The sequence below is a fragment of the Pseudomonas sp. Z1-14 genome (assembly GCF_051132005.1).
Classification (GTDB): Bacteria; Pseudomonadota; Gammaproteobacteria; order Pseudomonadales; family Pseudomonadaceae; genus Aquipseudomonas.
Genome location: NZ_CP071646.1, coordinates 3,269,135 through 3,291,496, shown reverse-complemented (window position 1 = coordinate 3,291,496; position 22,362 = coordinate 3,269,135). Strand labels below are relative to the sequence as shown.

General features: G+C 59.7%; 18 protein-coding genes and 2 pseudogenes. 12 read left to right on the top strand and 8 right to left on the bottom strand.

Annotated features, from left to right (window positions below):
- Positions 1 to 36: 36 nt before the first annotated feature.
- The 4 genes from J3P89_RS14710 to J3P89_RS14695 form a co-directional block, all read right to left on the bottom strand.
- On the bottom strand, positions 37 to 1,083 hold the full coding sequence (locus tag J3P89_RS14710) for a DUF2955 domain-containing protein (RefSeq protein WP_434694623.1): 1,047 nt from the start codon (positions 1,081 to 1,083) through the stop codon (positions 37 to 39).
- Complete coding sequence (locus J3P89_RS14705; RefSeq protein WP_434624335.1) at positions 1,073 to 2,194, bottom strand: HlyD family secretion protein; 1,122 nt, start codon at positions 2,192 to 2,194, stop codon at positions 1,073 to 1,075. The genes J3P89_RS14710 and J3P89_RS14705 overlap by 11 nt, the downstream gene beginning before the upstream one ends.
- A 73-nt stretch (positions 2,195 to 2,267) precedes the next feature.
- Positions 2,268 to 2,795 (bottom strand): transporter suffix domain-containing protein, encoded by a 528-nt coding sequence (locus tag J3P89_RS14700; protein ID WP_434694622.1) that lies wholly within the window; start codon positions 2,793 to 2,795, stop codon positions 2,268 to 2,270.
- Between the two features lie 143 nt (positions 2,796 to 2,938).
- Complete coding sequence (locus J3P89_RS14695; RefSeq protein ID WP_434694620.1) at positions 2,939 to 3,832, bottom strand: LysR family transcriptional regulator; 894 nt, start codon at positions 3,830 to 3,832, stop codon at positions 2,939 to 2,941.
- A 94-nt stretch (positions 3,833 to 3,926) separates the two neighbouring features.
- On the opposite strand from J3P89_RS14695, the gene J3P89_RS14690 reads away from it, so the two are divergent.
- The 5 genes and pseudogenes from J3P89_RS14690 to J3P89_RS14670 all read left to right on the top strand — a co-directional run bounded on the left by J3P89_RS14690 (position 3,927) and on the right by J3P89_RS14670 (position 10,111).
- The gene (locus J3P89_RS14690) at positions 3,927 to 5,093 is read left to right on the top strand and encodes an MFS transporter (protein ID WP_434694619.1); all 1,167 of its coding nucleotides are present in this window, start codon (positions 3,927 to 3,929) and stop codon (positions 5,091 to 5,093) included.
- A 226-nt stretch (positions 5,094 to 5,319) separates the two neighbouring features.
- Positions 5,320 to 6,360 (top strand): ABC transporter substrate-binding protein, encoded by a 1,041-nt coding sequence (locus J3P89_RS14685; protein WP_434697996.1) that lies wholly within the window; start codon positions 5,320 to 5,322, stop codon positions 6,358 to 6,360.
- Positions 6,361 to 6,388: 28 nt separating this feature from the next.
- Positions 6,389 to 8,701 (top strand): annotated as a pseudogene (locus J3P89_RS14680) (ATP-binding protein); the annotation flags it as partial.
- A gap of 51 nt (positions 8,702 to 8,752) precedes the next feature.
- Positions 8,753 to 9,250, top strand: a pseudogene (locus J3P89_RS14675) (response regulator transcription factor); the annotation flags it as partial.
- Positions 9,251 to 10,111 (top strand): sensor histidine kinase, encoded by an 861-nt coding sequence (locus J3P89_RS14670; protein WP_434697995.1) that lies wholly within the window; start codon positions 9,251 to 9,253, stop codon positions 10,109 to 10,111.
- Positions 10,112 to 10,169: 58 nt separating this feature from the next.
- Here J3P89_RS14670 and J3P89_RS14665 read toward each other — a convergent pair whose 3' ends face one another.
- Positions 10,170 to 11,075 (bottom strand): LysR family transcriptional regulator, encoded by a 906-nt coding sequence (locus J3P89_RS14665; protein ID WP_434694618.1) that lies wholly within the window; start codon positions 11,073 to 11,075, stop codon positions 10,170 to 10,172.
- An 87-nt stretch (positions 11,076 to 11,162) separates the two neighbouring features.
- On the opposite strand from J3P89_RS14665, the gene J3P89_RS14660 reads away from it, so the two are divergent.
- The 5 genes from J3P89_RS14660 (at position 11,163) to J3P89_RS14640 (ending at position 16,333) form a co-directional block, all read left to right on the top strand.
- On the top strand, positions 11,163 to 12,293 hold the full coding sequence (locus J3P89_RS14660) for an alanine racemase (RefSeq protein ID WP_434694617.1): 1,131 nt from the start codon (positions 11,163 to 11,165) through the stop codon (positions 12,291 to 12,293).
- A 43-nt stretch (positions 12,294 to 12,336) separates the two neighbouring features.
- Positions 12,337 to 12,708, top strand: coding sequence for a RidA family protein (locus tag J3P89_RS14655; RefSeq protein ID WP_434694616.1), 372 nt, complete (start codon positions 12,337 to 12,339; stop codon positions 12,706 to 12,708).
- Positions 12,709 to 12,732: 24 nt separating this feature from the next.
- Positions 12,733 to 13,395 (top strand): HAD family hydrolase, encoded by a 663-nt coding sequence (locus J3P89_RS14650; RefSeq protein ID WP_434694615.1) that lies wholly within the window; start codon positions 12,733 to 12,735, stop codon positions 13,393 to 13,395.
- A gap of 227 nt (positions 13,396 to 13,622) precedes the next feature.
- Positions 13,623 to 14,936: a dicarboxylate/amino acid:cation symporter gene (locus tag J3P89_RS14645; RefSeq protein ID WP_434694614.1), complete on the top strand. Its 1,314-nt coding sequence runs from the start codon at positions 13,623 to 13,625 to the stop codon at positions 14,934 to 14,936.
- 152 nt (positions 14,937 to 15,088) lie between these two features.
- Positions 15,089 to 16,333, top strand: a complete 1,245-nt coding sequence (locus J3P89_RS14640; protein ID WP_434694613.1) for a serine hydrolase domain-containing protein — start codon at positions 15,089 to 15,091, stop codon at positions 16,331 to 16,333.
- Positions 16,334 to 16,473: 140 nt separating this feature from the next.
- Here J3P89_RS14640 and J3P89_RS14635 read toward each other — a convergent pair whose 3' ends face one another.
- Together J3P89_RS14635 and J3P89_RS14630 are read right to left on the bottom strand one after the other, a co-directional pair.
- Entirely contained in the window at positions 16,474 to 18,459 is a 1,986-nt protein-coding gene (locus J3P89_RS14635; protein ID WP_434694612.1) for a M10 family metallopeptidase C-terminal domain-containing protein, read from the bottom strand.
- A 133-nt stretch (positions 18,460 to 18,592) separates the two neighbouring features.
- Positions 18,593 to 19,519: a DMT family transporter gene (locus J3P89_RS14630; RefSeq protein ID WP_434697994.1), complete on the bottom strand. Its 927-nt coding sequence runs from the start codon at positions 19,517 to 19,519 to the stop codon at positions 18,593 to 18,595.
- A 115-nt stretch (positions 19,520 to 19,634) separates the two neighbouring features.
- Between J3P89_RS14630 and J3P89_RS14625 the strand changes: the two genes are divergently transcribed.
- Positions 19,635 to 20,651: a LysR substrate-binding domain-containing protein gene (locus tag J3P89_RS14625; protein WP_434694611.1), complete on the top strand. Its 1,017-nt coding sequence runs from the start codon at positions 19,635 to 19,637 to the stop codon at positions 20,649 to 20,651.
- Positions 20,652 to 20,681: 30 nt separating this feature from the next.
- Here the strand turns inward: J3P89_RS14625 and J3P89_RS14620 are convergent, their stop codons facing one another.
- On the bottom strand, positions 20,682 to 21,584 hold the full coding sequence (locus J3P89_RS14620; protein WP_434568826.1) for a bestrophin family protein: 903 nt from the start codon (positions 21,582 to 21,584) through the stop codon (positions 20,682 to 20,684).
- A 255-nt stretch (positions 21,585 to 21,839) separates the two neighbouring features.
- Between J3P89_RS14620 and J3P89_RS14615 the strand changes: the two genes are divergently transcribed.
- Entirely contained in the window at positions 21,840 to 22,286 is a 447-nt protein-coding gene (locus J3P89_RS14615; RefSeq protein ID WP_434694610.1) for a hypothetical protein, read from the top strand.
- Positions 22,287 to 22,362 lie beyond the last annotated feature (76 nt).

Below are 22,362 nucleotides of genomic sequence, written 5' to 3'. Positions count from 1 at the left end.
CCGCAAGCAGACGCGCCTCGTGCAGGAGTGGATCACCTACACCGATTGCGGACGAGGCTCCGATACGCGCGCTCTTGGCCACAGCAGCGCGGCCAGGCCAATGGCATAGACCACTGCAAACAGCACGTAGGCGATTCGGCTGGAAAACAGCTGTGGCGTCTCTGTTGGCAGTGGCGATACACCGAGCCCGAACAGAATAACGAAGGTGATAAGCCCGCCGCCGAATATCTTGCCAGTGGCGTTGCCGACGGCGGCTTTGCCGGCAAACAGCAGGCTTACCAGCAACAGGATCAGCGCCACCAGCCACAGGGTCGGGCGCAGTTCAAACAGCGTGAAGGCCACGGACGCCGCCATTCCGCCTAGCAGGTTGACCAGCACCAGGCCAAGGGCGGTGCGGCTGCTCATGCCCAGGGAAAACTGGCTAAGCAACGAGGCCACCGTGATCGGTACGACGATCGCCGTGGCCAGCCGTGGGTCGCTCAGGCACAGCGCAACCATGGCCAGCAGAATCGTCGCGCTGGCCATGGCCTGGCGAATCAACAGCGTCTGCTCGTGAGGCTGGGCGGAGGCCTGCCTGGTATGTTCACCAGCAGGGTCGGGCAGCAGCGCATGGGCGCCCCAGGCCAGCAGCAAACCCAGGCCGACCGCCTTGACCAGTACCAGCACAATGGACTCGCCCAGATCGCTCTGCGCGATATCGAGCATCGGCACCACAATGGCGATCACCAGCATCAGCGCTGGTCCCGCGCCGCCAGGTTGCCGGCCTTGCGCGGTAAAACAGGCGAGATAAAACAGCCAAAGCAGCGGCAGCAATATCCATGGCCGCTCACCGAACATACCAGTCACACCCACCAGCAGCGCGCCGGTGAGCATACTCACCAGCAACGTTATCAACCCTTGAGACAGCGCTGGCGCGCGGCGGCTGGCCAAGAGGAACTGGACGGCGAACAAGGGCGCGAGAAACGGCAGGACCTCGCCCAGGACCAGACCCGCGCACAAGCCCACGGTCACTGCCAGGGCGACACGCAATCCCTGGCGTTTGATCCGCAGCAGCTCGAGTTCGGCCTGCCCATCAATTGACATAGTTCAGCCAGGCGCCCAGGCGTGTCATGAATGCCCCCAGTGCGTTAGTCATGGGGTTGTCATCGGTATAGATCACCACGCTCACCTGCGAGCCGTAACGCGGGCCGATCGGGTGCGGTTCCTCCACTATCAGGCGTACCGGAAAGCGCTGCGGGTCGCGCACCCAACCACTCTGGTTGCGCACCGAGGGCAGGGCCGAGTTGCTGCTGCCCTGTTGCGCGACACCCCAGCCGACGCTTTCAACACGGCCTTTGAACACACGGCCCGGCAATACATCGAACACCAGTTCCGCCGGATCGTCGGCCTGCACATGTTCCAGGCTGTTTTCCTTGAACGCGGCAGACACCCATACCGTGCCCCTGTCGATGAAGGTCAGTGCCGGTTGGCCGGCGCTGACGACCTGACCGACCGCGAGCTGGAGATGGGTGATCACGCCGTCGGCGGGTGCGATGACTTCGGTGCGCACCAGATCGAGCCGGGCTTTTTCCAGCGCGGCCAGGGCTTGCTTGAACTGCGGATTGTCGTTGCCTTTGGGCCCCAGTTGCTGGCGCGCCCGTTCCAGGTCGGCCTGGGCCTTGCTCACGGCCGCCTCGGCGGAGCCCAGCGAGGCTTTCGCTTCATCCTGGCGGGCGGCGGCAAACACGCCACGCTCAACCAGTTGATTCACCCGTCGGGCTTGCTCGCGAATGTTGTCGCGCTGCGCTCGCGCCGACACCAGCTGCGCCTGGGCGGCATCCACCGAGGCGGTGCTGGCGCCCACTGCCTGGCCGGCTTCCTCCAGCCGTGCCTCTGCCTCGCTGACGACAAGTCTGTAAGGCTGCGGGTCGATACGAAACAGCACCTGGCCGGTCTTCACCCGGGCATTGTCGAGCACCGTAATTTCTGTCACACGGCCACCCACCTCGGCAGCCATTTCCACCACATAGGCTTGCACCACGGCTTGTGACGTCGAGGGCGTGCGGCGCTCCATGAAAATCGAGAGGGTGAACAGCACGGCGATCAACACTGCAACGCCCAGGGCAATGCGCCTTAGCGGATTGGCTGGCGCAGGCTTTTCAGGAAGCGGTTCGGTTTGTAACTCAGGCTCGACGGAACTGGGCGAATCGGGCATATCGGCACCTGCAAGTCATGGCCATCCAAAAAACAGCTGACAGAGCGCCGGGGGCGGCGACCCTGGCGTCGGATCAGACCGCGTCGGCAGTGGTATTGACCCGTGCGGTGCGGATAAACAACGCGCGCAATTTCTCCCAGAAGTTGCCACCCAGGACGAAGAAGCTGCCGATCAACAGGACATCGCCAAGCAGTTGCAATGCCCAGCTGTTGGGGCGAAAGCCGGGCGCGAAGGCATCGATATAAGGTTCAAGAAAAGAGCACAACAACGGCAGGCAGAACATCACCAGGCCAATACGGTGGCGGGTGACGCTGACCTCCTGCTCGGCACTGGGTACAAGGCCCGACACATAACCGAACACCTTCTGCTTGAGCTCTTGAAAACCCGCCTTGCCCATCACCGCGATGACCAGCAGCAACAGCACCTTGTTGATGATGAACAGCGCGCCGGTGATCGCCGCGATGGTGGAGCGGGGTACATCCGCAGCCGCCGCCAGCGGCACCAGCAACCATAACGTGAGCATCAGGCAAAGAATCACGATGCCTGCCTTGAAGCGCCATTTCGCGGACTTTGACGTGGTCGGAGGCTGTACCGTGCTCATGCTGCCTTACCTTTCTTTGAGTTGTTATGGCTTATGGTCTGGAGCGAAACTGAGCTTAGCAGCTGGATTGTCAACGCATTCAGTGCTGTCGGTATTTTCTGCGCAGGGGCCGAATCTGTTCATGCGTGAGATACAGCTCAACCTCACATCCGATGATGCTCCAGCAGAAAGTCCACAAACACCCGTACCCGCGCCGGCATCGCCGCCCCCCCCACGAAGACGGCATGGATCGGCTCCCGGTCTCCGGGGTTCCAGGCATCCAGCAGCGATACCAGATCGCCGCGTTGCAGATCCTCGGCCACGCTGAACTCGCCGATACGGGCGATGCCAGCGCCTAACCGTGCGAACTGTGCCAGCGCCTCGCCGCTGCTGCATTCGATGTTGCCGCTGACCTTCAGGGAAAACTCTTTGCCGTCGCGGGTGAACGGCCAGTTGGGTTCGGCGCGACGGAAGTTGAAGCGCAGACAGTTGTGCCGCAGCAGGTCTTCCGGTTCCTGAGGGGTGCCGTGTCGTTGCAGATACTCGGGAGAAGCCACCACCACCTGGCCGGTGTCGCCGATCCTGCGGGCGGTCAGCGGGCTGTCGGGCAGGTGGCCAAACCGCACCGCCACATCGGCCTGGCCGCCGAGAATATCGACTACTTCGTCGCCAAGGGTGAGGTCGACGACGATGTTCGGGTAGCGGGCGCTGAATGCGGCCACCAGAGGAACGATGGTCTGCCGCCCATGGCCGAGGGCGGCACTGACCCGCAAACGGCCCTTGGGCACGCCCTGGTCAGCGATGGCCTCTTCGACCTCAGCCATGTCGGCGAGGATACGCCGGGCTGCGCGCAGGTAAGCCTCGCCTTCGGCGGTGAAGGTAATCGAGCGGGTGGTGCGCAACAGCAGGCGGGTGCCAAGCCGTTGTTCGGTTCGCGCGATGATCCGACTGACCGCCGAAGGGGTCAGCCCCAATACACGCGCTGCGGCCGACAGGCTGCCTTCCTGCGCCACCGTGGCGAACATGGCCATTTCACCTGATCTGCCGTTGAAGTCCATTTGTGCTCCCCGCGCAAAGGTGCTTGCCAGAAATGCTATCTACCGCTTGCAAAGGCCGAATCGTAGCATTTGCGGCATAGATAAGGAGGCTCCCATGCGTATCAATCCACCGCTTGTCGCACTCGCCATTGGTGCCTTTGGCATCGGCGTTACCGAGTTTGCCCCCATGGGCATGTTGCCGGGCATCGCCGCGGATCTCGGCGTTTCCATTCCCGCCGCGGGTCTGTTGGTCAGTGCCTACGCCCTGGGCGTGCTGCTCGGCGCGCCGCTGATGACCTTGACCACCGGCAGAATTCCCCGACGCTATCTGCTGATCGGACTCATGGCGATTTTCACCCTGGGTAACCTGATGTCAGCGCTGGCGACCGATTACTACAGCCTGATGGTTGCCAGGGTGGTGACCTCACTGAACCACGGTGCGTTTTTTGGCGTTGGCTCCATCGTCGCCGCCAGCGTGGTCGCCCCGGAAAAACGTGCCGGGGCGGTCGCGGCCATGTTCATGGGCCTGACCCTGGCGACCATCGGCGGTGTGCCGTTGGCGGCCTGGTTTGGCGATTTGTTTGGCTGGCGCACCGCGTTCTGGGGAATTACCGGATTGGGCGTAGTGGCTATGGCCGCGTTGTGGTTCGCGCTGCCCAACCTGCCGGCGCCGCAGAGCAGCGGGGTGCTGGCGGAAATCCGCGTACTGGGCCGCGGCCCGGTGCTGGCGGCGTTGGCCCTGACCGTAGTCGGCTCAGGCGCAATGTTCACGGTCTTCACTTACATCGCTCCGATCCTGACCAGCGAGACCCATGCATCCAGTGCCTTTATCACGGCCATGTTGGTGCTGTTCGGCGTGGGGCTGACGCTGGGCAATATGTGGGGCGGCAAGGCCGCGGATCGCTCGATAGACCGCACCCTGATCGTTTCGCTGAGCGTGCTGATTCTCGTCCTGCTGGCGTTCACGGTACTGATGCGCTGGCCGCTGCCGGCCGCGGTTGCCATCCTCATCTGGGGTGTCGCCAGTTTTGCCTTGGTACCGCCATTGCAGATGCGCGTGATGGAGGCCGCCAAGGACGCGCCCAATCTGGCTTCGGCGGTGAATATCGGTGCCTTCAATTTCGGCAACGCGATTGGTGCGGCGCTGGGCGGCGCGGTGATCAACGCGGGGTTGGGTTACCCGGCAATTTCCCTGGCCGGCGCGGCAATGGCGGGTCTGGGGCTGCTGATGGTGCTGGCTTTTGCCTGGCGTGCCCGAGGGGTTGCGGCTACGGCGGTGTGAAGGTGGCGCGATCAGGGGGCTCGGCTGGCTGAAATCCTCCGTGGCCGCGCGAAGCGGGCACGTTGGGACTATGCTCATTGCCACTACCGTCGTTGCACGGGTTTCAGTCGCCGCCAAGGAAAGGAGTCTGTACGTGTCTGATACTTCATGCCCGGTTCCATTATTGAAATGGCCCTTGATCCACAGCGTCCTTTGGCGCTTCGCCGGTTGCGTGACCGGGCTGGCGATGCTTGCCGCCCATCCAGCCCAAGCGGCCGACGGCGGTGTCGCCGGCGGCTCTACCGCAAGCTATAGCATTGCCCTCAGCAATTCATACGCAGGCAGCGATTTTCGCAAGGTGATGGTGCGCAACTGGCAGGAGATCGCGCTCCAGGCGCAAAAGGATGGGTTGATCCGCGAGGCTCCGGTGGTCAGCGCCAACAATTCGGCGTCGGAACAAGCGGCCCATATCCAGGACATGATCGTCAAAGGCGTCAATGCCATCGTCGTCCTGGCCGCGTCCGACACGGCGCTGAACGGGGTGATCCGCGATGCCTGCAATGCCGGCATCGTGGTGGTGGTCATGGCCAGCCTGGTCAGCGAAAGTTGCGTCTATACCGTGGATTACAACTGGTCCGCCATGGGCCGCGTGGAGATGGATTACATCGCCGAGCGCCTCAAGGGCAACGGAACGCTGCTGGAGATCCGCGGCATTGCCGGCGATGCCACCGATAAAAACATCAGCGACGGCATTCGCAAGGCCGCCAGCGACTATCCGGGCCTGAAGTTCGCCAAGACCGTGTACGGGAACTGGACGGCTTCCGTCGCTCGCAAGGAAGTGGCGCTGGCACTGCCGTCGCTGCCGAGCATTGATGCCGTTGCGACTCAAGGGGGCGACGGTTATGGCGCGGCCATGGCGTTCAAGGCGGCGGGACGGCCTTTGCCGATCATCGTGATGGGCAATCGTCAGGACGAACTCGCCCTGTGGAAACAGGAGCGCGATGCCAATGGCTACGAGACCGTCTCTGTTTCTGCCTCCCCCAGCGTTTCGCAGGCAGGTTTCTGGGTGGCCCAGCAGATTCTGGCGGGCAAGCAGGTGCCGAAGTTCGTCGAAGTGCCGCTGGTGCGTATCGATGCAAAAGACCTGGACGCCTGGCTCGCGACGATGCCGGTGGGCGGCGCCGCCAATCCTTTTTACAGCCAGGCTTCCGTGGCCGCGATGATCGACGCGGCCAACAACAATACGGCGCCGCCGGCGACGCCTTTGCCGGAGGTTACGAAGCAGTAGTGGCGGGGGAGTGGGGAGGCGCAGCGCCATGGTGACATTCAAGCCCGTCACCGACAGGCCCATTGCCGTCAGGATCGGGCTGGCGGTCGCCGCGCTGGTGTTCCTGATGCTGGCGGTGTCGCTGGTGAACCTCTACGGTTTGCGAGGCATGGTCCGCGCGGTGGATTCCGCCAGCCATTCGGCGGAGATCCTGGCCTCGGTCAACGGCGCCACCGGGCGTGTGGAAAACTTCATCGCCACCCGCGATTCTGAGAGTCTGTCCCAGGCCGAAGGCATGGTGGCGACGGCGATCGCCGGCCTCAGCGCCATTCCGGCGGCCGAGGCGCAATCGCTCAAGGGCAGCCTGGAGCGGCTCGCCGCAGCGATCACTGCCTTGCGCGCGGCGACCCTGACCATGGATGGCGAAACGGAGAACATGACCGCCCACTACGGGCGGATGCGAGAGGCGACGATCCTCGTCGAACAGGGCATCGCCGATGGCCTGAAGGGGCTCGATGCCCGCACCGCCGGGCACGAGGCGCGGATGAGCAACATCGAAAGCGCCCACCGCATCCTGGATGTCCTGCGCAACGGCGAACGGATCATCACCGCCCATGTGGCCAAGATGTTGGTGACCGAGGATGCGGCGGCTGCCATCGCGGCGCGCAACGCCTGCGCGGCGCTCCTGCCGGTGATCGAGCAACTGCGCGAGGTGATGGGGGCGCCTCAGGAAACGGAGATTCTGGACCAACTGGCGGCGGCGGTCGCTGCTGCCAGCGTCGCGGTAGAGCACCTTGGCGAGGCCCCCAGACGCCAGGGAGACGAAGCGTTGCGGCAGCTCGCCGCCGTCGGGGATGCGGCCGCGCGCCTCGAGGCGATGCTGGCTGACGCGGATGGGCTCGTCGGCCACGACGCAAGCGACATTCAGGCAGCGACGGGGTTGCTGCACAACGCCGCCGCGTTATCCAAGCGTTTCGCCGAGCGTGTCGCCACGCTGGAAGCGCAGACCTTGTCGTTTCGCCTGTCACCGTCGGCCGAAACCGCCCGCTCTGTCGGGCAGATTCTCGACGAGCTCTCCCGTCTCGCCCGGGTTCTGCCTTCGTCCGTGGCACTGCAAGCCAAGGCGACGCCCCTGACGGTCAGTGATCAGATTGCCGGCTACCGGGCGGCCTTCGCCAGGTTCCATCAGGCGAGCAATGCCTTGAGCGCGGCGCGCGACGAGGTTCGCAACGAGGCACGGAGCGCCGGCCTGTTGGTTGCGCGCTTTGCCGGTGAAGCGCGCTCCGACGCCTTGGTCCATAACGATCGCGGCATGCTTGCGACGATAATTGCGGGCACCGTCGCCGTCCTGCTGGCCGGTGCCATCGCCTGGAGCACGTCACGATTTGTCGCGCAGCCCATCGTGGCCCTGGCCTCGGTCATGCGCCGGCTTGCGGCCGGCGACCTGAACGCCGAGATTGCCAGCGCCGCGCGCGGTGACGAGATTGGAATCATGACCCGCGCCGTACGGGTGTTCCAGGAGAATGCCCTGCGCATCCGGGTGCTGGAGGCCGAGGCCGAGGCCGAGCGACAGCAGGTCCAGGCCTCTTTGGAGCGAATGGTCGCCGAACGGACCGACACGTTGCACCAACAGACCGACATGCTGGAGGCCCAGGCCGTCGAACTCATTCAGGCGCGCAACCAGGCCGAGACGGCCAACCAGGCAAAGAGCGATTTTGTCGCCACGGTCAGCCACGAACTGCGCACTCCCCTGACCCTCATCCTCGCTCCCCTGGAACAGCTCTCGGCGGCGGACACCCCGCCAGCGGACTGGCGTGTGCAGGTCGAACGTGCCCAACGCAACGCATTGCGCTTGATGAACCGGGTGAACGACATCCTCGACTTTTCCAAGGCCGAAGCTGGCAAGTTCGAGCTGTGTCCCTCGCCGGTTGATTTGAACAAGGCGGTGGGGGTGCTGGCCGAGGACGCCGCCATGGTTGCCGAGGGCAAAGGCTGCACCTTGACTTGCCGCATCGATCCCGCGCTCGGCACGGTGTTTCTGGACCCCCGGCACTTCGAGAAAATCCTCCTTAACCTGGTGAGCAATGCCATCAAGTTCACGCCCGGCGGTGGCACCGTACACCTGGCAGTGACGCCGATCGAAGGCGAGCGATTTGAGTTAGCGGTGCAAGACTCGGGAATCGGCATAGAGCCGGACAAACTGCCGCTGTTGTTCCAGCGTTTTTCCCAGATCGACAACTCCGCCACGCGCCATTACAGCGGCACCGGCATCGGTCTCGCCCTGGTCAAGGACCTGGCCGAACTGATGGGCGGCGAAGTTGGCGTCAACAGCGAGCCTGGACGGGGTTCGCGCTTCTTTGTCCGGCTTCCGCTGGGGGCTGAGCAGAACACCCTGCCGACCGAAGCCAGCCATATGCTTGAGCGATCATCGGCGGGCACAACCAGTACGATGGAGCAGCGCCACCTGCGTTTTGACGATGGCCGCCAGGGCAGTCGCAACGACCGCGCTTCGACGCAAGGCGCAGACGACGAGCCGCATCCGGAACATGCCCTGCGATCCAGAGTGCTGGTGGTGGACGACAGCCCGGAAATGCTCAGTTATCTCAGCGAGCTTCTGCAAAACGACTACATCGTCGCCACCGCAACGGATGGAGAGCAGGCCTGGGCACTGCTGCAGCTTCGACCCATCGACGTGATCGTCTCGGATGTGATGATGCCCAAGCTCGACGGTTTCGGCCTGACCGCCAGGATCAAGGCCAGCGCCGGTTTTGCCCATTTACCGGTAATCCTGGTGACCGCCCGCGGCGGTAGCGAGGCCTGCATCTCCGGGCTGGAAAGTGGCGCCGACGACTATATCGCCAAACCCTTCTCGCCGCTGGAACTCAAGGCTCGCGTACGCGCGGCGCTGCGCATGAGCCAGGTGCAAAGCGAACTGCAGGCAAAATCCCGCCAGGCGGGCATGGCCGAAATCGCCACGACTGTGCTGCACAACGTCGGTAACGTCCTCAACAGCGTGAACGTCTCGGCAGAACTGGTCAGCAGCCAGATGCGCACCTCCAAGGCCCAGGGGCTGGGGAAAGTGGCGCGGCTGATGAACGAACACGTCCATGACCTGAGCGATTTTCTGACTACGGACAACAAGGGAAGGATGCTGCCCGATTACCTGCTCAAGCTGGCGCAAGTGGTGACGGAAGAGCAGCAGGGCATCATCGAAGAGCTCGGGCAACTCATCAAGGGCATCGACCACATCAAAACCATCGTCGCTGCCCAGCAGTCCTATGCCGTTGCTGTCAGCGTCGTCGAGACAGTACCGGTCCCGGAATTGATCAATGATGCCTTGCGCATGAGTGCCGGATCACTGGCACGCAAGGAGGTGACGGTGGTCAAGAACATTGCCGACTTGCCCTTGCTGTCGCTGGACCGGCACCGGGTGCTGCTGATTCTGGTGAACCTGATCCGCAACGCCAGGCAGGCGCTGGATGGCGTGAGCGATCGCAGCCCCTGCATCACGTTCTGCGCGTCCCTTGTCGACGGATCAGTATTGCGTATCACGGTGGCCGACAACGGCAACGGGGTCGCGCCAGAGCACTTGGCGCGGATCTTTACCCATGGCTTCACTACTCGCAAGGATGGTCACGGTTTCGGCCTGCACAGCTGCGCGCTCGCCGCGCAGGAAATGGGCGGCAGCTTGACCGTGCACAGCGACGGGGCCGGGCAGGGCGCGACCTTTATCCTTGATATTCCCGTTGATGCTGCGCTGAGCAAACGCTAGGCATCTCTCTTGGCCTCCAGCCCACGGTAATAATCAATCTTGGCTTGCGGTGCAAAATCTATTGTCGCCAGAGTGGTTGCGGCCGGAAGTGATCCTGGAGGAAGCGCAGAAATTTGAGCGTTCTCGCAGGCAACCCTTCGCGTTGATGCGTCAGCGCAACAATATTGGCCTCTGGCAGTTTCCAACCCGGCAATAGTCGTATCAACGTTCCCTCCGCCAGAGCATCGGCAGCGTCCCATTCAGAACGCATGATGATGCCGTTCCCTTCGCAAGCCCATTGCCGAATAACACTTCCATCGTTGCAGCTCAACGCTGGGCGGATTCGCACGTTGTGTGTTTTACCCGCGCGCGTGAAATGCCAGAGCGTGACGTCTTCGTTGTTTTCCCGCAATGCAATGCAAGGCAGGGTAGCCAGCTGGTCGGGGTGCTCCGGCAGACCGTGCTGTTCAATAAAGTCGGGTGAGGCGCATACGTAGCGACGGTTGGGGGCAATGGGATGGCCCACCAGGTTGGAGGTGCGCAGTTCCCCAATATGGATAACCACATCAAATCGGTCAGTCGCTTCGACCATAGGCTGTTCCGACAGACTCAATGCTATCTCTACATCTGGATGGAGGCGCTGGAAAGCTGCCACGACGGGTGCCACGTGCAGTCGCCCAAATCCGAACGGTGCGTTGATTTTCAACTTGCCGACGAAGCCACTACGCCGCTCTTGCAAATCCGCCAATAGGGAATCGAACTGCTCGACCAGCTCGGCCCCACGCTGGCACAAGAACTCGCCCTCATCGGTAAAGCGCAGCTGCCGGGCTGATCGATCCAGCAATCGAATCGACAGTTTTTTCTCCATTTGCTGAAGTCGCTGGGTCACCGCCGAAGGCGTCAGACCCAGCTTACGTGACGCGGCCAACAAGCTCTCGCTTTCCCGGATGACCAAGAGAAAGCGGAGATCAATTGTCTCGTTCATTAAGAACCACTGAATATTAGAATTAGAAGGTTTAAATTTTAATCTGAAACTGGAGGCTTAGAATAGCGCTATTCCAGGAGACCAGACATGACAGCATTCACTCATATCGAAACCCCCGCCTTATTGCTGGATCGCGATCAACTCGATGCGAACATCCAACGGATGCGCAATAAGCTGGCAGCATTCAACGTGGTATTGCGGCCACACGTGAAGACCAATAAGTCGTTAGAAGTTACCGAGCGATTGTTTGCAGGCGGGCGCGGCCCGATCACCGTTTCAACCCTGCGGGAGGCCGATTTCTTTTTCGAGGCCGGGTTCACCGACATCTTGTATGGCGTCGGCATTGCGCCCAACAAATTCGCTCATGCCGCTGCATTGATCGGTAAAGGCGCACAGCTAAAGTTGGTACTCGACAATCTGGATACCGCCAGGTTACTGGCCGAATTCGCCGAAACGTCGGGTCATGTTTTTGATGTTCTGCTGGAAATCGATTGCGACGGTCACCGTTCCGGTCTTGGCCCGCAGTCACCGCTGCTGGTAGAAATCGCGCAGTTGCTGAGCGCCAATGGCGTCATGGTCAGCGGCCTGATGACACACGCCGGCAAGTCTTACGACAGTCAGTCAATCGCTGAAATCGAAGCCAGCGCCCGGGATGAACGCGCGGCGATTATCGATGCCAGCCAAATGCTGACGAGTGCAGGCTTCGACCTGTCGATCATCAGTGTCGGCTCGACACCCACGGCACTTTTTACCGAGGATTTATCGGGGGTAACAGAAGTACGCGCGGGTGTATTCGCCTTCTTTGACCTGGTCATGGCGGGCTTGGGCGTTTGTCAGCTGCAAGATATCGCCGTCTCGGTTCTGACGACTGTCATTGGTCATCAGATTGAAAAAGGCTGGATCATAACGGATGCGGGATGGATGGCACTTTCTCGTGACCGTGGTACCGCCAGACAGGCGGTCGATCAGGGCTACGGCATCGTCTGTGACGCCGCCGGCCAGCCCATTGGCGACCTGATCGTCAGCGCCACCAATCAGGAGCACGGGATCATTTCATCGCGGGCCGGGAAGCTTGAAGCCTCAAGCTTGCTGCCCTTGGGCACGCTGCTGCGGATCCTGCCGAACCACGCCTGTGCCACCTCGGCGCAGCACGCGGGTTATCACGTTATCAGCGAGGGGCACGGTGTGGGCTACTGGCCACGCATCGCGGGTTGGTAATTCATTCAGTTGAACTCGCAATTTGATCGATCAAGGGGGGCCAATGAAGTTGATTACAGCAGAGAAGCTGCCTGTACCCGGTGGGCATTACTCACACGGGGTCATGGCAGGAAAACTTCTTTTCATTTCTGGCCAGTTGCCGTTTCCGCCTGATGCACAAGAGTTCCCCGATGGGGTAGAAGCCCAGGCTATTCAGGCAATGGCAAATGTAGAAGCGGTGCTTCAGGCAGCGGGTGCTTCGCTTAGTCACTTGGTCAACGTGCAAATATACATCGTTGATGTTGCTGACTGGCCGACCGTGAATCTCGTGTATTCAACGCTAATGGGGCAACACCGTCCCGCAAGAGTGATCATTCCGTGTGGTCCACTCCATCACGGGGCCTTGGTGGAAATTTCAGCAGTGGCTGAACTTTAAATACTTTCAAGAAGGGCAGTTGATATGAATTCGATTGAAAACAAGCTTCAGCAAACACCTGTGAAGCTCGTCCTGTTTGATTTGCTCACCGCTCTGCTGGACTCATGGACGCTATGGAATAGCGTGGCAGGTTCCGATGAAATGGGCCGCACCTGGCGTATGGCTTATTTGAAGGCGACTTACGGCTGTGGTGCCTACCGGCCTTATGAAACGTTAGTCGAAGAGGCTGCGATCAGTGTCGGACTAGGCAAGGAGGCCGCGCAGAATCTGGAGGCACGCTGGATGAAGTTGCAACCTTGGCCTGAGGCCAAACGCGTGCTCACCGAGTTGGCGCCGCACTACAAGCTCGGTGTGGTGACCAACTGTTCGGAGCGGTTGGGGCGTATCGCAGCGGATCTTCTGGGAGTGCCATTTGACGTCATTGTCACTTCTGAACAGGCCGGCTTCTACAAACCCGATGCGGAACCTTACAGGCTCGCCCTGCAAATAGCGGGGGTGGAGTCCGCTCACGCCCTATTCGTGGCGGGCTCTGCTTACGATCTGTTTGGCACGCAGAAAGTTGGCTTGCCAACCTTTTGGCACAACAGAATAGGGCTCGATGCACCCGCAGGTGCGCCTGATCCATTAATCATGCGCCCGACACTGGATAGCCTGGTTGAGGATATTAAAAATCTGAGCGGCAAATAAACGGGGTGCTGCTCATCTCCGTCATTCTCTGAATCAGTCCCGATAGAGGGGGCGCTTACAGTGGCGTCTCCACAGGACAGCACCTTCAACCTGCCGCGAACACACGCGGCCCGTAACTTCAGTTATTCCTGTTTTTCATTCAAAACAAATTCTTCCATCAAAGGAAGGTGTATGTAACGGGTGCTGTGGTCCGAGGACCTCGCACGTGTCCCAAACGAGGTTCCGTCATGTCCGCTGAAACTCAAAACCGCAAACCGTTCTACAAGATTCTTTATCTCCAGGTCTTGTTCGCGATCGCCATCGGCATCCTGATTGGCCACTTTTATCCGGAAGCCGGTACCACGTTAAAACCGCTCGGCGATGGTTTTATCAAGCTGATCAAAATGGTCATCGCCCCCATCATCTTCTGTACTGTGGTCACCGGCATCGCAGGCATGCAAAACATGAAAGCGGTCGGAAAGACCGGTGGCTATGCGCTTCTGTATTTCGAGATTGTTTCGACAATTGCCCTGTTGATCGGGCTGGCTGTGGTCAACTTCGTGCAGCCGGGCGCTGGAATGCATATCGATCCGTCCACGCTCGATGCGTCGGGTATTGCTGCGTACGCTGCCGCAGGCAAAGAGCAGAGCACCATTCAGTTCCTCCTGCATATTATCCCCAACACGATTGTTGGCGCGTTTGCTGAGGGTGAGATCCTGCAGGTGCTGTTCTTCTCTGTACTGTTTGGCTACGCGCTGCATCGCATCGGTGATTATGGGCGTCGGGTGTTCGAGTTCATCGAGAGCATCTCCCAGGTGTTGTTCAGCATCATGGGTGTGGTCATGAAAGTCGCGCCCATCGGTGCGCTGGGTGCGATGGCCTTCACTATCGGTAAGTACGGTGTCGGTTCTTTAGTCCAGTTGGGCTATCTGATGCTGTGTTTTTACTTCACCTGCGTGGTCTTCGTACTGGGGATATTGGGATCGATAGCGCGCCTGCATGGGTTCAGCATTTTCAGGTTCATCAAGTACATCCGCGAAGAGCTCCTGATCGTCCTGGGCACTTCGTCGTCCGAGACCGCTTTACCACTCATGATCGTCAAGATGCAGAAGCTCGGCGCGCATAAGTCCGTCGTGGGCCTGGTCGTCCCGACCGGTTATTCCTTCAACCTTGATGGCACTTCCATCTACCTCACCATGGCGGCGATTTTCCTCGCCCAAGCCACCGATACGCCCATGGACATTACGCACCAGATTACGTTGTTGCTGGTCTTGCTAGTCACATCAAAGGGGGCGGCGGGTGTAACGGGCAGTGGCTTCATCGTCTTGGCGGCGACGCTGTCGTCAGTAGGGCATGTGCCCGTTGCTGCGCTGGCCTTGATTCTGGGGATAGACCGTTTCATGTCTGAAGCGCGGGCATTGACCAATCTGATCGGTAATGGGGTGGCGACAATCGTGGTTGCCAAGTGGTGTGGGCAGTTGGACGAAAAGGTGCTTCAAAAGAGGCTGGAAGAGGGCCCTGGAGTGGCGGCTGTCGGTTCGTCGGCAACGCCAGTCGCCTAAGAATCGCAGGGCTGAGGTTGTAAAAAAAGGGACCGCTTTAAAGGGGGACAGCATCGTCCTGCAGTTCGGGCGTGATTTCAATGAGTAGGCTATCGTTCAAGCGGGCGCGTGTCTTGACGTGCGTGAATAGCAAATCAAAATAAGGATAGGTTATGCACTCATCCGCTATTTTTGGTGTGGCTGCGGCTGGTCGTTCGCTGCTTCTCTCGCTCGGTCTGCTCGCCGCGGGGGGCACCGCAGGCGCATGGGCTGAGGATTATCCCCACGCCCAGGAACCGATTGGCACCGTGGAGCAGATCTATGACGGCGCCATGCTCCCCGATCTGGCGGTCAGTACCTACCGCAACATCGACCGGCTGTTCCCTACCCACAGGATCAAAGCCGGCGATCACCCGTATGCGCTGCCGAAATCAGACAAACAGTTGCCCAACGTTCGCTTCACTGTCGGGGACAAAAAGTACGACCTGTATGACTTCGTCGCGCTGGACAGCATTACGGCGATGCTTGTGCTCAAGGACGGCAAGATCGTGTTCGAGACCTACCAGCGAGGCAACACCGAGAAAACCCGATGGATGTCGATGTCGATAGCCAAGTCCATCACCTCCACGCTGGCGGCTGCAGCGATCAAAGACGGCCTTATCAAGAGCCTTGATGCGCAAGTGGTGGATTACGTTCCCGAGCTCAAGGGCAGCGCCTACGAAGGCGTGACCGTGCGCAACGTGCTGATGATGTCTTCGGGCGTGAAGTGGAACGAGACCTACACCGATCCAACGTCCGATCGTCGCGCGCTACTCAAAGCGCAGGTATCGCAGAAACCGCATTCGGCCATGGCCTTGATGGCAAGTTTGCCGCGAGCGGCCGAGCCTGGCACGGCCAACACTTACAGCACTGGCGAAACGCAGGTACTCGGTGAGATCGTCCGTGGCGCTGTGAAGATGCCGCTGGCCGATTATCTATCGCAGAAAATCTGGCAGCCGTTCGGTATGGAGAGTGAGGCCCGGTGGTGGCTCGATTCGCCTGACGGCGTGGAAATCGGTGGCAGTGGTATCAGTGCCACGCTGCGCGATTATGGACGCTTCGGGCTGTTTTTCATGAACGGCGGCAAGATCAATGGCACCTCGATTCTGCCCGAAGGCTGGGTCAAGGAGGCGACGCTGCCGACCACCCTCAAAGGCGGCAAGTCCCTGGACTACGGTTATATGTGGTGGACGGCGTGGACCGAGCCGTCGGTGAAAGACGGCGCCTATTCGGCGGTCGGTATCCAGGGCCAGAACATCTACGTCAACCCTGCCAATAACGTCGTGATTGTCACCTTCGGTGCCCAGCCCAAGCCGGTGGACAAAGAGCCGATCGACCCGATGGTATTCTTCGATGCCGTGGTGGCTGCGTTGAAATAAATTCGCGCATCGAATGACGTTAAGCTTCGCGGCGCGGAAGAACAACTGCGGGGAGTAACGAAGAGCGGCCTGTTCCGTTGGATGACATCCCCGCGTCAGGAGTGCTAACTGCCTAAGACAAAACTATCCAGGCCTGCGTTTCACACTAGGGCGTCAGCCACTCCGATCAACTGAAAGAGGTCCTCCTCCAAAGGCTCGGCGAAGATGATGTTCAAGTCACGGTAACCGGAGTGATCCCCTGCCAGGCTCAACTCGAATCGAGCCCCGGATGCATCGGTTTCGTAGCTCTTCAAGTAAGTCAGGTTCTTGGCCTCATTGAAAACCACGTCCAACGTGCTGTTGTAACCATTTCCCAGTCGGGTAAAGCCCAAGGCGGACAAGTCGATCGTGTCTTCACCCGCGGTATAGTCAACGAGGCGATCAGTGTGGTTTTCGGTGGCGGTACGGTAGCTGTCGCTCAATGCGTCGAAGCGGAACACATCGTTGTTGCCGCCACCCGCCAATAGGTCCCGACCATTTCCGCCAACCAGTACATCATTCCCCAGTGCGCCATTAAGGCGATCGTCGCCTGCGAATCCTTCGATGATTTCGCCTCGAGCGTTGCCTTGTAAACGATCAGCCCCTTCGGTGCCCACCAGTCTGGCTTGCTGAAACAGGACGTTGGTTTCATTCAGCGTCTGGCCCAGGTTACCGTCGAAGACCACTTCGAAGCGTTCCCCATCCGCGTTGGCCTCGAAACTCTTGAGGTAGGTCCGGGTCCCGCTTTCATTGACGCGTATCGCCAGCGTTCCGTCATGTCCATTGCCCAGCCCGAGGAAGCCGAGGGAGGAGAGGTCGATCGTATCGGTGCTGGGGTCGAAGTCGGTGATTCGGTCGCTATGGGCCGTGGTTGCGGTTCGGTAGCTGTCTGCGGCTGACTCGTAACGGAACGTATCGGCCCCGGTGCCACCCGTCAGCAGGTCACGACCTTGCCGGCCATCGAGCAGATCGTCACCGGCCCCGCCAGAGATCGCATCGTCGAACGAGGCGGTACCGAGCAGGAAGTCACCCTCGCTGCCTCCGTCAAGGTGGTGATAGCCATCGTCCGGATTGCCAAAGCCGAGGTCCAGGCTACCGTCGGGGTTCAACTGGACCAAGGCAGCCAGATAGCCGTCCGCGCTCGTTCCTTGGCTTCCACCAATCAATAGCTTGCCGTTGGCCAGCACGATCATGTCGGCGACTGCGAAAGGAGCGCTTTGCGAGCCCCAACTCACCTTACCCTGATCACCGAAACCGGTGTCGAGCGAGCCGTCGGCATTGAGGCGGATGACGCTCGCCACGCCGCCCGAGGTGCCCGCCAGCAGGATTTTGCCGTCATCCTGGATGACGAGGGCGTCTGGGTGAACATCCAGGGCGAGGCTGCCCCCGTTCGCAAAGCTGCTGTCCAGAGTACCGTCCGGGTTGAGGCGGGTCAGGGTATCTCGCCCGGTGACCAATACCTTCCCGTCTCCCTGCAGCGAAACGTCGATCGCGCTGCCGGGTTGAATGCCCACGGAGGCTGGCAGGTGCAGGACCCCAGCTTCGCCGAAAGACGAGACCAGGGTCCCCGTCGCGTCGAAGCGGGCGATATGGATCTCCCCAGAGGGATACCCGGCGCTTGCGAAAAAGCTGCCGTCGCGTTGTACGGAGAACGACGCTTGCTGGCCTAGATCTTCATTCCAATAGAAAGGCACCGTCGCGGTGCCGCCATTCCCGAAACTGGTATCGAGGCTGCCGTCAGCCAAAGTACGGCTTACACCTGAAACCCAGGCGTCGCCTACTTTCACGTAGAGCGCCGCCAGATAGCCCCCTCCCGGCTGCACCGCAGCGTTACCACCGTCCTCGATATCGAGCGACACGGGGAGGAGGGACTTACCGTCTCCACTGAAGTTGCGATCCAGGCTACCGTCGGCATTGAACCGAACCAGGCTTGCGGTGAAGCCTGAATCTTCTTCGCCTCCTAATCCCAGGCGACTATAAGCGCCAAGCCAGATGGCACCGTCCGGATCGACCGTAATACCTGCGACGGTGTCCGAGCCCCATAAAGTCGTGGTTACCATGCCGGTGTTCCGCGCAGCTGAAGCGGCGGGCGAAATGCTCTGACTCATGTCCATGCCTCCGGTAGCTATCTGGCGCCGAAAACTATAGACAGGGCTCAATCAGGTTGCCAGGTGAGCTGTGCAATTGGACGTACCCCGAAGCGATCACCGGATGACGGCCAGCCTGTCCGTCAACCCGTCTTCATGACTGCATCTCCCCCTTGCGATTTTCAGGGGGCGGGCAACTTCTATCATCCCCAGTCTGCCTAACCGCTTTGCTGAGATTCACTACGAGCAGGCCGACAATAGTCAGGCTTGCGCCCAGTAGAAATCCGAAGCTCGTTTGCTCTCCGAGCCACAGATAACCCATCAGTACGCCAAACAGCGGACTCATGAAGGCCAGCACTCCAAGACGAGCTGCGAAGTAGCGACGAAGCATCCAGAACCAGATCAAGTAGCTTGCCACTGACACGATTAATGTCTGGAAAACCAGGCTGGCCACTGCGCCGGTAGAGAAAGTCATCGAGCTTTGGCCTGCTACCAGGCTTAAAGGCAACAGAAAGAGAAAGGCCCCTGCCAGTTGGTAAAACAGGGTCTGGGTTGCCGGAGCTTCACTAAGGCGACTGGTACGCACCGCTACCGTCGTAAATCCCCAAGTAGCGCCCGCGCACAAGCCCAACAGGTCACCCAGAAGACTGTTTGAGTTGGTGATTTGAAGGGCTGTCCCGTCCCGTGGCATGAGGAAGGTGACGGCAATCCCTGCGAACGCCAGAGACATACCAGACCATTGAATCGCGCTAAGGCGCTCCTCCGGCAAGCGTAGATGCAGACCAATGGCGGCGAATAAGGGCGCTGTATAAAGGAAAACCGCCATATGTGAAGCACTTGTCCAGCGTAACCCTTGCGCGATAAACAGAAATTCGCTGGCGAACAGAACGGCCACGACCAACCCGGAGCGGCACCAGACATGTGGCAACCACATCTCCCGCATGATGCATTTTCCGATCAGCCAGACCAAGGCTGCAGCGACTCCCGAGCGAACGGCGACCTGCATGATGGGTGCCATGTCACCGGCAACCGCCTTCATTGCCACTTGCTGGGCACCCCAAATTAGGCACAGCACCACCATCACCGCCGTGGCAGCCCCGTCTACAGACTTTCTCACTTATTGGCACCTTTTATCGCTGATGATTTGCACAACCATTTATTCCTCACTCGGTTGGGAACAGCCGGCCACCTGCCGGATGATCGGCATTGGTTTTTCCTACGGAAATCGGTATTCGTTCTGCGCTGTGGCGAAATTCGATTGTGGGAAAGTACGCAAGCCGCTACAAATCATGTGTTTTCGATCTATAGAAGAGAAAAACTACGTCATGAGAGCTGACACGCCCCTCAGGGCTATCGCTTGCTTCGACGCGGTCATGCGCACTGGCAGCGTCAGCGTCGCTGCAAGCCAGTTGTTCGTGACGCCGGGAGCAGTCGGGCAACAGATCCGCAAACTGGAAGGTTGGCTAGGAACGCCACTGTTCGTACGCAGTGTGCGCAGGCTGCAACCAACGGCGGAAGCTCTGAGCTACTGGGAGCAGGTGAAGCCGGCTCTTCGCCAGCTGGAGACAGCCAACCTGGCTGTCCGGGGTCTTAGAGACAGGCAGGTACGGTTGAGTCTGCCGCCGGCGTTCGCCAAGTCCTGGTTCGCAAAACGGATGCCGTTGTTCACCGAGCGTTATCCAGAAGTGCAACTGCACCTGAGTGCATCTACCGATACCGTGGATTTTAATGACGCCGCCTGCGACCTGGCAGTGCGCCATTTCGATGGATATGCCAATGACGTGCACGCAGAACTGCTCTTACCAGACGAGGTAAGGGTCTACTGCAGCCCGGCCTACCGCGAACGGCTCCAGTTGCATGACCTTGATTGTTTGCCGGGAGCCACCTTGCTTTATACGACTTCTCATGCCCACTGGTCTCAATGGCTATCATTGGTCGGCATGTCCCCTGATAACTTCTCCAGCAGCCTCAAATTCGATCAGTCCGAGTTGGCAATCGACGCGGCGCGGCGCGATCAAGGTTTGGTGCTCACCAGCCCTTGGCTGGTTGAGGACGACATGGAGCAAGGCCTTCTTGTACCTGTCGTTGACGCTGTACTGAAGACTGGCAAGGGCTATTATCTGGTGCAGGCCAAAGATGTGGTGCTGGGTGAGGCAGCCCAACTGTTGCGCCAGTGGCTATGTGAAGTAGCGCGGCGAGTTCAACAACATTGATAACTTGAGGGGCCATTACAGGGTTCTTCTTCAAGCGTTCTCTTCAATCCTGCGCACATCACCCAAGGAATCGCGCTGCATCGACTGCAGGTTCTTTTCGATGGTTTCGCACAGCGCTTCCATCTGGATCTGATGTTCGCTGTGGCGAAACGGGCTTTGCAGATCGGTGCCGATGCGCTCGATGGCCAGCAGCATGAACCCAACCACGGTCGAAGCCAGCGGCGTGAACCAGCCCAGGGATTCCACCAGTCCAACCGGCACAATCAGGCAGAACAGCGAAATAAACAGCCGTGGAAAATACACATAAGGGTAGGGCAGCGGCGTATTCGCGATCCGCTCCATGCCGCCCTGACTGTTGGACAGGTCCACCAGCGTCGACTCAAGACGCGCCAGGCGAATGCTGTCCAAGTGTCCGGCCTTGTATTCGCGCGCCAGCAACGTCGCCGAGCCGGTGAGGATATCGTTGGCAAAGTTATTGGTCGTGCCACTGCGGGCAAACTCTTCGTCCGGAATAAACGCCCGCACTTCCTCGGGACAAGGCTGGCCTTGCAGATGCGCGGCGAGGCAATTCACATAAGCGACGTGGCGACGCAACAGGGTCGACTTGACCGGATTCACCTCGCTGCCGGGGTCGTCCAGCAGCGTCAGCACCTGACGGGCGAAGCTGCGTGAATTGTTGATCATCGTTCCCCACAGCGTCCGTGCTTCCCACCAGCGGTTGTAAGCACTGCTGTTGCGGAAACTGATCAACACCACCAACGCCGAGCCGAGCAAGGTCAGCGGCATCAGCGGCAGGTTCAACTTGGCGTTGAGAAACAGCATGAAGTCCACCGTGACGGCGATGTCCCAGAGCAACAACCAGAACAAAGCCCAGCCCACGTAGCCCATGGTCTTGACGATCAGACGGTAATTTTTGACGATGGCAGCTTTCAAACGGAAACCTCGTGGCGAGCAGTTAGCTTAAACGCTTAAGCTCGGACGATGCTTGGGGGCAAAGGTTCGGTTGGCGCGGGAAGCATGACATTTTGGTCGATGAGATCTGCAAGGGTGCCACCCGAAAAGATGCATGAGCCTTGGGCCACCATGGTGCCCTGATATCTCACCGGATGGAGCAAGCGAAGAGACACGGCAGTTTTGTGATCGCCGCGTCTGCGCTGGGAGTTGGTAAGGGTCAATGGCATATCTGACATGGCAAGTAATCACTGGTCAGTCCTTGCAAGGGATCAGGCCAACATTTTACATTCCAACGGTGCAACGCGGAGCGGACCGCTTTTTGCCAATGCTGTCGAAAAAATTCGGCGTTCGGATTCGCCATTAGCATCTATGAGTCGATCCATGACGGCCGTTACTATCAGGCGGTTGGGCACCATAACGACGTTTAAAAACAGAACCTCAAATATGAATCATGAACTTTGGCAGGAACCTGATGGCTGTCAAACCTTTTGTCTGGCTGGTGCTCAGGGTGATGGTGCACGTGCGCTTATGCATTCGGAAGCGAAGCTTGTTTGGGAGGTCGAGGCTGAAAGTCATTTCGAAGCAATGACTAAATATTATGCGCATATGCAGTGGGGCGAATACCTGACGGACTTTCCCGAACAAGACAAAACTTGCTACAAAAAACTGGGCTGGGAATGACCAGTTAAGCGTCGGACAAAACTGCGGAACCCTCTCTAGCTGATCAGTCTTACAAAAGGGGGCAGATTTATTTCCA

Excerpts from the sequence above, each read along its gene's own strand:
- J3P89_RS14660 (WP_434694617.1), top strand. The coding sequence starts at position 11,163 with ATGACAGCATTCACTCATATCGAAACCCCCGCCTTATTGCTGGATCGC.
- J3P89_RS14625 (WP_434694611.1), top strand. The coding sequence starts at position 19,635 with ATGATCGGCATTGGTTTTTCCTACGGAAATCGGTATTCGTTCTGCGCT.
- J3P89_RS14705 (WP_434624335.1), bottom strand. The coding sequence starts at position 2,194 with ATGCCCGATTCGCCCAGTTCCGTCGAGCCTGAGTTACAAACCGAACCG.
- J3P89_RS14695 (WP_434694620.1), bottom strand. The coding sequence starts at position 3,832 with ATGGACTTCAACGGCAGATCAGGTGAAATGGCCATGTTCGCCACGGTG.
- J3P89_RS14670 (WP_434697995.1), top strand. The coding sequence starts at position 9,251 with ATGAGCCAGGTGCAAAGCGAACTGCAGGCAAAATCCCGCCAGGCGGGC.
- J3P89_RS14635 (WP_434694612.1), bottom strand. The coding sequence starts at position 18,459 with ATGAGTCAGAGCATTTCGCCCGCCGCTTCAGCTGCGCGGAACACCGGC.
- J3P89_RS14710 (WP_434694623.1), bottom strand. The coding sequence starts at position 1,083 with ATGTCAATTGATGGGCAGGCCGAACTCGAGCTGCTGCGGATCAAACGC.
- J3P89_RS14665 (WP_434694618.1), bottom strand. The coding sequence starts at position 11,075 with ATGAACGAGACAATTGATCTCCGCTTTCTCTTGGTCATCCGGGAAAGC.
- J3P89_RS14640 (WP_434694613.1), top strand. The coding sequence starts at position 15,089 with ATGCACTCATCCGCTATTTTTGGTGTGGCTGCGGCTGGTCGTTCGCTG.
- J3P89_RS14655 (WP_434694616.1), top strand. The coding sequence starts at position 12,337 with ATGAAGTTGATTACAGCAGAGAAGCTGCCTGTACCCGGTGGGCATTAC.
- J3P89_RS14685 (WP_434697996.1), top strand. The coding sequence starts at position 5,320 with ATGCTTGCCGCCCATCCAGCCCAAGCGGCCGACGGCGGTGTCGCCGGC.
- J3P89_RS14700 (WP_434694622.1), bottom strand. The coding sequence starts at position 2,795 with ATGAGCACGGTACAGCCTCCGACCACGTCAAAGTCCGCGAAATGGCGC.
- J3P89_RS14650 (WP_434694615.1), top strand. The coding sequence starts at position 12,733 with ATGAATTCGATTGAAAACAAGCTTCAGCAAACACCTGTGAAGCTCGTC.
- J3P89_RS14630 (WP_434697994.1), bottom strand. The coding sequence starts at position 19,519 with ATGGTGGTGCTGTGCCTAATTTGGGGTGCCCAGCAAGTGGCAATGAAG.
- J3P89_RS14690 (WP_434694619.1), top strand. The coding sequence starts at position 3,927 with ATGCGTATCAATCCACCGCTTGTCGCACTCGCCATTGGTGCCTTTGGC.
- J3P89_RS14615 (WP_434694610.1), top strand. The coding sequence starts at position 21,840 with ATGGCAAGTAATCACTGGTCAGTCCTTGCAAGGGATCAGGCCAACATT.
- J3P89_RS14645 (WP_434694614.1), top strand. The coding sequence starts at position 13,623 with ATGTCCGCTGAAACTCAAAACCGCAAACCGTTCTACAAGATTCTTTAT.